This is a genomic window from Aureibaculum flavum, assembly GCF_016406085.1.
In the GTDB taxonomy this organism is placed as follows: Bacteria; Bacteroidota; Bacteroidia; order Flavobacteriales; family Flavobacteriaceae; genus Aureibaculum; species Aureibaculum flavum.
Map to the genome: position 1 here is coordinate 1 of NZ_JAEHFJ010000018.1, position 12,501 is coordinate 12,501.

The window sequence follows — 12,501 nt, forward strand, 5'->3', positions numbered from 1 at the left end:
ACGATATTAGTATCGTTAAGCTTTAAGTTATAAATTTAATCCTTTAATAATCTGTATCGGTTATTTAGGACTAGACATTCCAATAATACAATTAAGCTTTAAAAGCTTATTCTATTTATATAGTCAATTATAAATGAATTACTTCATCATATGCATCAGCCACAGCCTCCATAACAGCTTCACTCATTGTTGGGTGAGGGTGAATAGTTTTTAACACTTCATGCCCTGTAGTCTCTAATTTTCTACCCAATACAGCCTCAGCAATCATATCTGTAACACCTGCTCCAATCATATGACAACCTAACCATTCTCCGTACTTCGCATCAAAGATTACTTTTACAAATCCTTCAGGGTTCCCAGAGGCTTGAGCTTTACCTGATGCAGAAAAAGGAAACTTACCCACTTTTAATTCGTAACCCGCTTCCTTAGCCTGAGCCTCAGTCATTCCAACAGAAGCAATTTCAGGAGTAGCATATGTACAACCTGGAACATTTCCATAATCTATAGCTTCAGGATTTAATCCTGCAATTTTCTCAACACAAGTGATACCTTCTGCAGAAGCTACGTGAGCTAAAGCTGGACCATGAACCACATCTCCAATAGCATAATAACCAGGTAAATTGGTTTGATAAAAATCATTTACAATAATTTTATCTTTATCGGTAGCAATACCAACATCTTCTAAACCTATGTTTTCAATATTTGTTTTTATTCCAACAGCTGACAAAATAATATCTGCTTCTAATACTTCCTCACCTTTTTTAGTTTTAACAAACGCTTTTACTCCACTACCAGAAGTATCAACCTTAGTAACACTACTTTCAGTCATTACTTTGATACCTGACTTTTTGAAAGAACGGCCAAATTGCTTAGAAACTTCTTCGTCTTCTAAAGGCACTAAATTTGGTAAATATTCAACTATGGTTACTTCAGTTCCCATTGAATGATAGAAATAAGCAAACTCAACACCAATTGCCCCAGAACCAACAACGATCATTTTTTTAGGTTGTTTTGGTAAAGTCATTGCTTCTCTATAACCAATAACTTTTTTACCATCAATAGGTAAAAATGGTAATTGACGAGAACGAGCACCCGTTGCTACTATAATATGATCAGCTGAATACTCAGTGACTTTATCATTAGTATCAGTAACATCAACTTTCTTTCCAGCTTTAATTTTCCCAAATCCTTCAATGACGTCAATCTTATTTTTTTTCATTAAGAATTGAACTCCCTTACTCATACCATCCGCAACATTACGACTCCTTTGAATTACCGCAGAAAAGTCTTTATCTATTTCTTTGGCCTTTAAACCATAAGCATCTACATGTTTTAAATACTCATATACTTGAGCACTTTTTAATAGAGCTTTGGTTGGTATACAACCCCAGTTAAGGCAAATTCCACCTAATTTTTCTTTTTCAACAATTGCAACTTTAAAACCTAATTGAGATGCTCTAATTGCAGTTACATATCCTCCAGGTCCGCTTCCTATGATAATTACGTCGTATTTCATTTTGTAATATTTATCTTTTTATTCTTAAATCTTTATAACAGATACTTTATTTAAAAAACTCGATTACAAATTTAATCAAATTTTATTGCTTTTACAGGGTTAATCTTACTAACTATATAAGATGGAATTAACAACATCAGCAAACATAAAATTAAAGTACTAATGTTAAGTATTAAGACCATATTAATACTAATATAAACTGGAGCCTCATTTACATAGTAATTTTCAGGGTTTAGTTTAATGAAGCCAAAATATTTTTGAGCTAATAGTAAGCCTATTCCAATAATATTACCCCAAAATAATCCTTTTACTATTAGATAAGAGGCGTTATATAAAAATATTTTACGGATACTCCAATTAGAACTCCCTAAAGATTTTAAAATACCTATCATTTGTGTACGTTCTAAAATTAAAACAAGCAATGCTGTTATCATATTAATGCCCGCTATCAATATCATGATGATTATAATAACAATAATATTGGTATCAAGAAGATCAAGCCATTCAAAAATAGGTGCATACTTTTCAGAAATGGTTTGTGCATTGAGTGTTGACCCCACTTGCTTATAAACCTCTGCCCCTTTTTCTTCTAATTGATCAAAATCATCTAATATTACTTCAAATCCTCCTATTTGATCTGCCTCCCACTTGTTTAACCGTTGCACAGTTTTGATGTCTCCAATAATAAAATTTTCATCAAACTCCTTATACCCTGAATTATAAATACCCACCACTGTTGGCACTCTTCTATTGGGTGGAGAACCGTCATCTTTTATAAAAAACAGGTTAAACTTATCATTCAATTTAAGATTCAGTCTTTCAGAGATAAATTTAGATATTAAAACGTCATTAGATGTTTTATCTGTAATATTTATTAAATCTCCTTCTACTAAATAGGTTTTGAAAAATGACCAATCAAAATCGGTATTCACACCTTTATAAATTACCCCTTCAAAATTTGACTCTGTTCTAATTATTCCTGCCTTGGTTGCAAAACTTTGAACGTTTTTTATTCCTTCAACATTTTTAAATTCGGGATAGAAATCTTGATGTATAGAAATTGGACTAACAGTAATTTGAGAATTATTATCCTCGTAATTCGCAATTTGAATATGACCATTAAAACCAGATATTTTTTCTTTTATCTTTTTTTGAAGACCAACAGTAGTGGCAATAGAAATTAGCATGATAATAATTCCTAATGCAATTGCCGTTATAGCAATTTTTATAATTGATGAAGATATACTACTTTTATGCTGTTTACCAGTAATAATTCTTTTAGCTAAAAATAACTCGTAGTTCAAACCTTATGATAAATTTCAAATTCAAAAATACGTATTTCTTTTGGGTTTCTATTTTGGTTTTCACATTGATTTCATGTAAAGATAAATCAACTAGTGAAAACGCAACAAATAACCCCCAAATTAGTCAAAATACAGTACATGACAGCTTGTCACTATCAGATGTCTCCAGTGATATAAAAATTTCTACACCAGCAAATTACCTAACTTTAATTAAACAAAAACGTACAGGTATTGTAGGTAATCACACCAGTGTAGTCAAAAATAAAAAAAATGGTTTTACGCACCTAGTTGACACTTTAATATCATTAAATATTGATATTAAAAAAGTATTTGCACCTGAACATGGCTTCAGAGGCAAAGCAGATGCCGGTGAAAAAATTGCTGATGGTAAAGATCCTATTACAGGGTTACCAACAATATCATTATATGGTAAAAACAAAAAACCCTCTTCTGAACAGTTAAAAGATTTAGATATTATAATTTTTGATATACAAGATGTAGGTACAAGGTTCTATACGTATATATCAACTTTACACTATGTGATGGAGGCTTGTGCTGAAGCTAATATTCCTTTAATAGTAATTGATCGTCCAAATCCGAATGGGCATTATATTGACGGCCCCATGAGAGAGGAAAAATATAAGAGTTTTGTAGGAATGCATCCTGTACCTATTGTCTATGGAATGACAATAGGTGAATATGCACAAATGATAAATGGTGAAAAATGGTTAGAAAACAATGTGAAATGTGATTTAACAGTGATGCCTTTAAAAAACTATACACATCAAACACCATATAGCCTGCCTATTAAGCCTTCCCCAAACCTACCTAATGATATATCAATAAATTTATACCCTAGTCTCTGTTTTTTTGAAGGTACTGAAATAAGTGCTGGTAGAGGTACTGAAATGCAATTTCAAATATTTGGAGCTCCATTTTTACCAAAAGGAAATTTCACTTTTAAACCACAATCAAATGAAGGTGCAAAAAACCCAAAATTTAAAGATGAGTTATGTTATGGAAAAGATTTAAGAACTGTGAAAAAGTTAAATTCCATTAATTTGGAATGGCTTATTGAAACCTATAATGAAAGTAAAGATAAGGAGAATTTTTTCAACAGTTTTATGCCTAAACTAGCAGGCACAAAAAAAATGCAACAACAAATTGAACAAGGTTTATCCTCAGATGAGATTAAAAAAACTTGGCAAGCAGATATTGCAAACTTTAAAAAAATAAGATTAAAATATCTAATGTATAACTAATGAAAAAGTTACTATTTGTAATCATAATCCTAGCATATAATTTTTGTTCGGCACAATCAGCTCCGCCAAAAAGACCTTTACCACCTCCTTCTAGTTACCAAAAGGAAAATGACGCTGCTAGTACTGTAGCACTTCGATTTTTACAAAAAGAGAAAATTCCTGGGTTAGCCATAGCTGTTTCTAAAAATAATGGTATCACTTATTCAATCGGTTTGGGATATGGAGATCTTGAAAAACAATCAAAAGTTGATCCTGCAAAAACACAATTTCGAATTGCGAGCATCTCTAAATCATTAACTGCTTTAGCCTTGGCTAATCTAGTAGAAGACCGGAAATTAGATTTTAATACAAGTATTTATACATATTTACCTAACTATCCTAAAAAGAAATTTGATTTTACAGTAAAACAAGTCGCTGGCCATATTGCAGGGATTAGGCATTATAAAGGAAAAGAGTTTTTATTAAACAAAAAAATGAGTATCACTGAAGGCCTTAGTATTTTCAAAAATGATCCTTTATTATTTAAACCAGGTACAGATTATAAATACAGTACGTATGGATGGAATTTATTGAGTGAAGTAATTGAAAAAACAGCCAATCAACCTTTTTCTATTTATATGAAAAATGAAGTTTTTGAACCTTTAAAAATGAATAATACAGTTTTAGAAAGAGCAGATTCAGTTGTAGCTCATAAAACTCAATTTTACAAAAAAACCAATGCTGGTGATGTAATTATTGGCCCTGAGGTTAATAATGAATTTAAAGCTGCTGGGGGTGGATTTTTATCAACAGTAAATGATCTAATTCTATTTGGTAATGAAATTATTAACCCCACATTAGTAGACAATAAAATTATAACTGAATTGGTCACATCACAAGTTTTAAATGATGGTAAAAAAACGAATTATGGAATTGGATTTGCTACAAATACTACAAAAAAAGAAACTCCTCGCTATTCTCATTCTGGTGGAGGTATTGGAGCCTCTTCCCTATTATTAATGTATCCAGATGAAAAAGTAGTTATCGTTATTTTATCAAACCTATCTAATGCTAAAATCAAGGAATTAGGCAATCAATTAGAACAAATATTTCTAAAATAATAGTGAAAATTATTTCGTGGGTGTAAAATTACTATATAAATAGACGATTTCATCGTCGGCCATATTTTCTACATAATCTATAAAAATACTTTTTGGAAATCCAAATTGCTCATCGTATACTGCATCAAATGAATATACTGTTGTTACATCAAATTGTTCTATAAAATCAAAAGCTTCTTCAATTGTTTTAGCTCCGTCTAAAACCATTTGATAGGTTTGCCCTTTATACAGTTTAGAATCATCAAAATAAACAGTGTCCTTTTCGTTATTTATCACTTTAGTTGTCCATTCTAACAATCCACCACAAAAACAAGAGGTATTCTCTTGTATAGTATAATCATTAAATTGTAGTTTTTCCCATTTGGCTTTAGCTAATTCAAAATCACTAATAGCTTTTTCATCGTCAGTATCACATGAACAAAATGAAACTAATAAAACCAATAAAGAAAATATTTTCCGTATCATAGTTAGAGATTGATACTTTTATGATGTAAAAAAAAGAAATATGGTTGCTTAAAGAATTACTCAACATCTACTCCTTCTTTTGATCCCTCGTCTTTTACCAAATATAGATACCCTGTATAAAGTTCTTTTTCATTAATAACCACACCATAACCAAAAAAGCTCATTTATGGATTGTTTTTACGTACTAATACGACAATCGGTCCTCAAAATACAGTTCTAACATCTATAATCTCGTTTTCAAATCCATTTAAAAGAATATTCTTATCAAAATGATATTTGTACCCAACCGTTACTTTATTAATTCCATCAAATACAGAGGAAGTTCGATAATAATTAACAACAATGCCTTGGAATTCATAAAAATCTACATATGATTTCTTGCCACATAAAAACAAAACTAAAGAAAGACTTAATAAGTAAAAGTTTAACGCATAAAGTTCCTTCTTACTAACGAAAAAAATCTTACTTTAAAATTAATTAAGAATCTTCTTTAAACAACAATTCAGCTTTCTTAATATAATTTTCAAACCTATTTGTAGATTTTAATTTCGTTAGCCATGTTTCAGCATTTGTAGACTCCTCATTCCCTTTGCTGTTTACATAATTTAGAAAATAAAAGAATTGTTTATTTTTCTCATTGATGTTATCTTCTGTTAATTTACTCAAAGCCTTAGAACTCTTTTTATAATTCTCTTTAATTAAATTATCTTGAATATCTAATAGTTCAATTTTTTCCTTTATCGCAACATTCTTATTATCTTCCTTTTTCAGTTCTTTTTCTGTTTGCTTTATATAAGTATTTGACAATGACAAAAAATCGGATTTAATCTCATCATTCAAAAACATAGCATAATCTTGATACTTTTGAGCCAATCTAAATGCAGATACACTATTTACTTTTTTATTATAAATTAAATAATCGGTCTGTAAATATTTCGTGTTTAAAGCATATTTTTCAAGTAATTTTATAACTTGACTTTTCCCAATATAACTCATTTGCTTATATACAACTTCACCATTAGCATCCATAATAAACACAAAAGGAATTCCTTTAACTCCGTATTTTTGAGCTAAATCACGATGTTGGTCTATATCAATCTGAACTGTAACATATTTACCCATAACTTCTTTAACGTCATCTTTGCTCCAAGATTCAGAATCCATCTTTTTACATGGTCCGCACCAAGAAGCCCAAAAATCAACTAAAATTAATTTATTAGTAGCTATGGCTAACTTTTGTGCATCTTCTAAAGAATAGATCCAATTATCAGCTTTTACAGTATTAGAACATAATAAAAAAATTACAATTAAAAATAATTTAGCGACTGCTTTCATAATATAAATGTTTATTCTATAAAGGTACGTTTTTTTTTAATTTTTCAATAATATTATATACGGCGGGACAAATTTCAGTGTTTTTTAAGGTGAGATTTGTTAACTGAATAAATTTTTTCCTATTCGTATGTGGATATTCACTGCACGCCTTAGGTCTCACATCATATATAGTACAGGTATTATCACTTTCATCTAAAAAAGTACAAGGTGCTTGCTTTAGTATCATAAAATCATCCTCATCTTTTTCTAAATACGTTGAAATGAAATTAATTTCCTTCATTCTAAAATGTTTAGAAATTCTAGATATATCCTTATTAGTAAAAATTGGACTTGTTGTTTTACAACAATTTGCACATGTTAAGCAATCAAATTTTTCAAATTCATCGTCATGCAACTCCTGCATTGTCAAATCTAATTTCTTAGGAGTTTTTTTTCTGAGTTTTGCAAAATACTTCGTTGTCTCCGTTTTTTTCTCTTTACATAACTCTGCTAAATTTTCTGGCGTTGCTCTCATCCTTACTTAAACCAAAGCGTAATTCCCTTAATTTTTGCTAAATCAGGTATTTGCTCCAATTTAATTTTTTGAGTACCAAAATCTTTTACGCCTAACTCTTTTTTATCTATAGTAATGGTAGCATTCAGTTCATCTACAAATAAAACAGCTGTACTAAAGGTAGATTGTACCTTATTCACGGTATAATTATCTACAATATCTTTAAAAACTCCCTTAACACCTAATCCTTTAGTCGTCTTATAGGTTTTATCATAAATTTGGATATTCTCAATAGTTGAAGAGGAGTCTTGCTCTGTTTTAGGAACAATGGTTAATAAATGATCTCCTTCCTTACTATATATTAAATATTCGTCATAAGATGCTTCAGCAACGTTGTCTTTACCTAAATGTGATACAATTGAATCGTTTTTAAATAGTGATTCTAACTCCTGTATTTGAGTCTCCCCTGTTATTTTACCTACTTGCTCTTTAGCTATAGTATAATTTGTTTCTTCTTTACATTGAATCATGGTTAACGACACAACACAAATTAATAGTATTAACTTTTTCATAAAAATTTATTTATTTCATTGCTTTTTTTAATATTCCCAAAACACCTCTCATAAATGTAGCACTCGTCAACAATTTAACAATAGGATTCATTCTTGTGCTACTTCTTGTTGAAGTTTTACGACTTGTTTTAGATTTTGCTTCTTTCTCTTTTACTTCTAATTCCTCTGCCCTCTCAATTTTTTCTCCTAATAATTCATAAGCACTTTCTCTATCTATTTCCTCGTTATACTTTTTTGCAATTTTAGATTGAGCAATCAATTCTTTTAACTCTTTATCTGTTAAAACATCCATCCTACTCATAGGAGCTCTTAACATTGTTCTTGCGAGTGGAGTAGGAATTCCTTTCTCATTTAAACAAGATACTAATGCCTCTCCAATACCCAATTGAGTCAATACTTCAGCTGTATCATAGTAGTCAGAATCAGGATAGTTTTCCGCTGTGAGTTTTATTGCCTTTCTATCATTTGCAGTAAAAGCTCTTAATGCATGTTGTATTTTCAAACCTAATTGCGACAAAACATCTGAAGGAACGTCTTTAGGGTTTTGAGTTACAAAATAAATACCTACACCTTTAGATCTTATTAATTTTACAATACTCTCAATTTGATTTAATAATGCTTTTGATGCTTCATTAAATATTAGGTGAGCCTCATCTATAAAAAGTACTAATTCAGGTCTACCTGAATCGCCTTGCTCAGGAAAAGTATCATAAATTTCGGCCAATAACTGTAACATAAAAGTTGAAAACAACTTTGGTTTATCCTGTATGTCTGTTAATCTTAAAACAGAAATCATTCCTTTACCACTATCATCAACTCTGGTTAAATCACTTACCTCAAAAGAACGTTCTCCAAAAAATAATTCACCTCCTTGCTGCTCAATTTCTACAACTTTTCTTAAAATAGACCCTGTTGAAGATGTTGAAATTCGTCCATACTCACTTTCTAATTCCTTCTTACCTTCTTGTGTAGCGTATTGTAAAACCTTTTTAAAATCCTTTAAATCTAATAACGGCAATTTATTATCGTCACAGTATTTAAAGAGTATAGCAACTATACCACTCTGAGTTTCGGTTAGATCCAAAATTCTCGATAATAATACAGGTCCAAATTCTGACACTGTAGCTCTTAATCGCGTTCCATCTTGCTCCGATAAGGTTAAAATTTCAACTGGAAATCCTTTTGCTTCAAACGGTAAACCGATTTTAGCATGACGTTCATCAATTTTAGCATGCCCTGGGCTTGCTTTCGCCAATCCACTTAAATCACCTTTTACATCCATCAACAAAACAGGAATTCCTTTTTCAGATAGATTTTCAGCTAAAACTTGTAGTGTCTTTGTTTTACCTGTTCCAGTTGCCCCTGCAATTAAACCATGACGATTCAATGTTTTCAATGGGATATTTACAAAAGCTTCAGTAACCGTTTCTTCGCCCAACATTGCAGAACCTAAAGTTATATATTCTCCTTTCGCTTTATATCCTTCGTTTATATATTCAAAGAATTCATCTTTTTTACTCATAATTTTTCAGTGTCAATTGAGACTATAAAAGTAAGATTAAAAAATTAAAGTGAGAATCCAAATAACAAAATTATAGCATTATTAACACAATCCGACTATCTTTGCATCATGATAGATGATAAAACGCAACAATTATTAAATAAGGGTGAAATTCTTCCATTAATGGAAGAGTTCTATACTATACAAGGAGAAGGTTACCATACAGGTACAGCAGCATATTTCATAAGAGTTGGAGGATGCGATGTTGGGTGTCATTGGTGTGACGTAAAAGAAAGTTGGAATGCCGATTTACATCCCGCTACATTGACAAATCTAATAGTCCAAAATGCAAAAAAATATAGCGACACCATAGTTGTTACTGGCGGAGAACCGTTGATGTATAATATGGATTATTTAACAGAACATCTTCAATCAGAAGGTTTAAAAACCCACATAGAAACTTCGGGTGCATATACATTAACTGGAAAATGGGATTGGATTTGCCTCTCACCTAAAAAAAACAAATTACCATTGCAAGAAGTTTATGATAATGCGAACGAGTTAAAAGTAATTATTTTTAATAAAAATGACTTCCAGTTTGCAGAAGAACAGGCCAGTAAAGTTGGTAATGATTGTGTTTTATTTTTACAACCAGAATGGAGCAATCAAGAAAAAATGACACCTATGATTGTTGATTATGTTATGAATAATCCAAAATGGAAAATCTCACTACAAACACATAAATATTTAAATATTCCTTAAAACGAATTAAGCTTTTGCAATATAGCGTTCTGTAATATTAAGGATTCTTTCAAATTGTTCTTTTAATCCCATATCACTATTGTCGAATTCAATAGCATCTTCTGCTAGAATAAGTGGAGAATCTTTACGGGTAGAATCAATATGATCTCTTTGCTGAACGTTTTGTAAAACTTCTTCAAAACTAACTTTATCTCCTTTATCTAATAATTCTTTATAACGTCTAGTAGCACGTTTTTCTGCAGAAGCTGTCATAAATAACTTTAATTCAGCTTCAGGAAACACAACAGTGCCAATATCTCTGCCATCCATTACAAGACCTTTATCCTTGCCCATTTCTTGTTGCTGTTCCACTAACTTTCTTCGTACAGAAGAAATCGCAGCAACTTTACTTACCATACGAGAAACTTCCATAGTTCTAATTTCTTTCTCTATATTTTTATCATTCAAATACATTTCTGAAAATTTCAGTTTTTCATTGTACTTAAATTTCAGGTTAATATTTTTAAGACTTTCAATTAATTCGTCCTCTTTTAAAAAATCAGCACTTACAGAATTATGTTGCATTGCATAAAAAGTTACAGCCCTATACATAGCACCTGTATCAACATAAGCATATCCTAATTGTTTAGCCAATTGCTTGGCTATTGTACTTTTCCCTGTAGATGAAAATCCATCTATAGCAATAATTATTTTTTTTGACATTATTTATTAAAATTTTTCTTGGCTAAATTAATATTCAAGGTAAATGTGTTTGTATTTGTTACTGGATGATATTTTGTAAATGCATAATTAAATTTCAATCTACCTAATTGTAAACCGAATCCAGCTGATAGTCCAGCAAAAGTTCTACTTTCTGTTAATCGTAATTCCTTACCTCTCCTAAAGCTATAGCCTAATCGTAAATTAAAAACCTTATCAGGAAAAAGCTCGGCTCCTACAACCACATGTCTAAAAGCATTATCTAAAAATGATATATTATCATTTGAAGTTTCTCCGTCTATACTCGTCTGACTGTCCGATGGATTGCTCACAGCAACATTCCATTTTTGTAAATTATCGAGCGTGACATGCCATTGTAATGGAACATTAGCCAACTTATAAGATGCACCTACAGCAATTTCTAAAGGCAAAGATTCCCTTTCCTCATCAAAAACATTGATCTGATAGCCAATATTTCTTATAACTGCTGATACTATAAATGGTTTCGTATCATTAAAATAAGTTAAGCCAAAATCAACGGCAATTCCATTTGATGTATAATTTTCAATACTAGAACTGATATATTTTAGATTTGCACCAGCATGAAAATTACTTTTAGGAATTCTATAAGCATAGCCTACTGACAACGCAAGATCTCTTGCCTTAAAAGTGCCAGTTTCTTGCCCATTTTCATCTGCACCTATAAAAGTTCCATAATTCACATAGGTAACTCCAGCGTGTAATGTACCTATTCTTCTATTAATTAAGTGAGCAAATGTTGCCGAACCGTAATTAATATCAGCTAAAAAATCAACATAACTAACAGAAGCCTGATTGTCAATTTCTTTATTTATAGTAGATGGATTCCACAAAGGTTGATTAACATCATCATATAAAGTTAATACTTCACCTCCTAAGGCAGCCTGCCTTGCTGAAGTACTAACATTTAAAAAATTAAATACGTTCTCACCTCCAACTTGTGCTAAAGAGAAGTTCGAAATTGATAATATTACTATGATTAAAATTTGTTTCATTAGATTTCACAAAGAAACTAGAAAAATAGTTTATAATGTTATTATTTTATAAAATTTTCAATTTTAACAAAAAAAATCCTCGTTATAAAATAACGAGGATTTAAATAATTTTCATTTATTAACTTAATAACGAATATCTTCTTCTATTTTTCCAAATTGTTCGTTTTGTTATAGTACTCATTGGAACAATTACCGTTGTATTCTTTCCGTTTTTTTCTTTTATAGCTTTCATATGTCTCTGTTTATTTTATTATTACTATTATATTCGTTTTACTAATGTATATTTAAATTAAGTTAATTATTCCCAAAAAAATACCTACCATTTAAAATGATAGGTTTTAAAAAAATCACAATATTAATGAGTATAAATACTCTATTAAGTATCATAAAAAAACCTTCATTAAATTAATAATGAAGGTTTAAAAGAAAGGCGACGACATACTCTCCCACCTAGTGGC

At 30.5% G+C, this 12,501-nt stretch carries 12 protein-coding genes; 3 read left to right on the forward strand and 9 right to left on the reverse strand.

Features of this window, described 5'->3' with window-relative positions; translation table 11 throughout:
* Positions 1-127: 127 nt before the first annotated feature.
* Both lpdA and JBL43_RS19930 read right to left on the reverse strand, forming a co-directional pair.
* Positions 128-1,516, reverse strand: a complete 1,389-nt coding sequence (gene lpdA / locus JBL43_RS19925) for a dihydrolipoyl dehydrogenase (protein WP_117884278.1) — start codon at positions 1,514-1,516, stop codon at positions 128-130.
* A gap of 71 nt (positions 1,517-1,587) precedes the next feature.
* Positions 1,588-2,820 (reverse strand): ABC transporter permease, encoded by a 1,233-nt coding sequence (locus JBL43_RS19930; protein ID WP_198843116.1) that lies wholly within the window; start codon positions 2,818-2,820, stop codon positions 1,588-1,590.
* 5 nt (positions 2,821-2,825) lie between these two features.
* Here JBL43_RS19930 and JBL43_RS19935 point away from each other — a divergent pair, with 5 nt between their 5' ends.
* Positions 2,826-4,082, forward strand: coding sequence for an exo-beta-N-acetylmuramidase NamZ family protein (locus tag JBL43_RS19935; RefSeq protein WP_198843117.1), 1,257 nt, complete (start codon positions 2,826-2,828; stop codon positions 4,080-4,082).
* Positions 4,082-5,182 carry a serine hydrolase domain-containing protein gene (locus tag JBL43_RS19940; RefSeq protein WP_198843118.1) on the forward strand — a complete coding sequence of 367 codons (1,101 nt, stop codon included), beginning with the start codon at positions 4,082-4,084 and terminating at the stop codon, positions 5,180-5,182. The genes JBL43_RS19935 and JBL43_RS19940 overlap by 1 nt, the downstream gene beginning before the upstream one ends.
* Before the next feature lie 9 nt (positions 5,183-5,191).
* Here the strand turns inward: JBL43_RS19940 and JBL43_RS19945 are convergent, their stop codons facing one another.
* The 5 genes from JBL43_RS19945 to JBL43_RS19965 all read right to left on the reverse strand — a co-directional run bounded on the left by JBL43_RS19945 (position 5,192) and on the right by JBL43_RS19965 (position 9,569).
* Complete coding sequence (locus JBL43_RS19945; protein ID WP_198843119.1) at positions 5,192-5,647, reverse strand: DUF6174 domain-containing protein; 456 nt, start codon at positions 5,645-5,647, stop codon at positions 5,192-5,194.
* Positions 5,648-6,124: 477 nt separating this feature from the next.
* Complete coding sequence (locus JBL43_RS19950; RefSeq protein WP_198843120.1) at positions 6,125-6,982, reverse strand: thioredoxin family protein; 858 nt, start codon at positions 6,980-6,982, stop codon at positions 6,125-6,127.
* Positions 6,983-6,998: 16 nt separating this feature from the next.
* On the reverse strand, positions 6,999-7,496 hold the full coding sequence (locus tag JBL43_RS19955; RefSeq protein WP_198843121.1) for a YkgJ family cysteine cluster protein: 498 nt from the start codon (positions 7,494-7,496) through the stop codon (positions 6,999-7,001).
* Between the two features lie 2 nt (positions 7,497-7,498).
* Complete coding sequence (locus tag JBL43_RS19960; RefSeq protein ID WP_233098840.1) at positions 7,499-8,047, reverse strand: hypothetical protein; 549 nt, start codon at positions 8,045-8,047, stop codon at positions 7,499-7,501.
* Positions 8,048-8,057: 10 nt separating this feature from the next.
* Complete coding sequence (locus JBL43_RS19965; RefSeq protein ID WP_198843122.1) at positions 8,058-9,569, reverse strand: helicase HerA-like domain-containing protein; 1,512 nt, start codon at positions 9,567-9,569, stop codon at positions 8,058-8,060.
* Positions 9,570-9,677: 108 nt separating this feature from the next.
* Here JBL43_RS19965 and JBL43_RS19970 point away from each other — a divergent pair, with 108 nt between their 5' ends.
* On the forward strand, positions 9,678-10,310 hold the full coding sequence (locus JBL43_RS19970; RefSeq protein WP_198843123.1) for a 7-carboxy-7-deazaguanine synthase QueE: 633 nt from the start codon (positions 9,678-9,680) through the stop codon (positions 10,308-10,310).
* Positions 10,311-10,316: 6 nt separating this feature from the next.
* Here JBL43_RS19970 and cmk read toward each other — a convergent pair whose 3' ends face one another.
* Both cmk and porQ read right to left on the reverse strand, forming a co-directional pair.
* Positions 10,317-11,012: a (d)CMP kinase gene (gene cmk / locus JBL43_RS19975; protein ID WP_198843124.1), complete on the reverse strand. Its 696-nt coding sequence runs from the start codon at positions 11,010-11,012 to the stop codon at positions 10,317-10,319.
* Positions 11,012-12,043 carry a type IX secretion system protein PorQ gene (porQ, locus tag JBL43_RS19980; RefSeq protein ID WP_198843125.1) on the reverse strand — a complete coding sequence of 344 codons (1,032 nt, stop codon included), beginning with the start codon at positions 12,041-12,043 and terminating at the stop codon, positions 11,012-11,014. The genes cmk and porQ overlap by 1 nt, the downstream gene beginning before the upstream one ends.
* Positions 12,044-12,501 lie beyond the last annotated feature (458 nt).

What these genes read in the sequence shown, in the direction of transcription:
- lpdA (WP_117884278.1), bottom strand. Translation starts at nt 1,516, where the DNA reads ATGAAATACGACGTAATTATCATAGGAAGCGGACCTGGAGGATATGTA.
- JBL43_RS19935 (WP_198843117.1), top strand. Translation starts at nt 2,826, where the DNA reads ATGATAAATTTCAAATTCAAAAATACGTATTTCTTTTGGGTTTCTATT.
- JBL43_RS19940 (WP_198843118.1), top strand. Translation starts at nt 4,082, where the DNA reads ATGAAAAAGTTACTATTTGTAATCATAATCCTAGCATATAATTTTTGT.
- JBL43_RS19945 (WP_198843119.1), bottom strand. Translation starts at nt 5,647, where the DNA reads ATGATACGGAAAATATTTTCTTTATTGGTTTTATTAGTTTCATTTTGT.
- JBL43_RS19950 (WP_198843120.1), bottom strand. Translation starts at nt 6,982, where the DNA reads ATGAAAGCAGTCGCTAAATTATTTTTAATTGTAATTTTTTTATTATGT.
- JBL43_RS19955 (WP_198843121.1), bottom strand. Translation starts at nt 7,496, where the DNA reads ATGAGAGCAACGCCAGAAAATTTAGCAGAGTTATGTAAAGAGAAAAAA.
- JBL43_RS19960 (WP_233098840.1), bottom strand. Translation starts at nt 8,047, where the DNA reads ATGAAAAAGTTAATACTATTAATTTGTGTTGTGTCGTTAACCATGATT.
- JBL43_RS19965 (WP_198843122.1), bottom strand. Translation starts at nt 9,569, where the DNA reads ATGAGTAAAAAAGATGAATTCTTTGAATATATAAACGAAGGATATAAA.
- JBL43_RS19970 (WP_198843123.1), top strand. Translation starts at nt 9,678, where the DNA reads ATGATAGATGATAAAACGCAACAATTATTAAATAAGGGTGAAATTCTT.
- cmk (WP_198843124.1), bottom strand. Translation starts at nt 11,012, where the DNA reads ATGTCAAAAAAAATAATTATTGCTATAGATGGATTTTCATCTACAGGG.
- porQ (WP_198843125.1), bottom strand. Translation starts at nt 12,043, where the DNA reads ATGAAACAAATTTTAATCATAGTAATATTATCAATTTCGAACTTCTCT.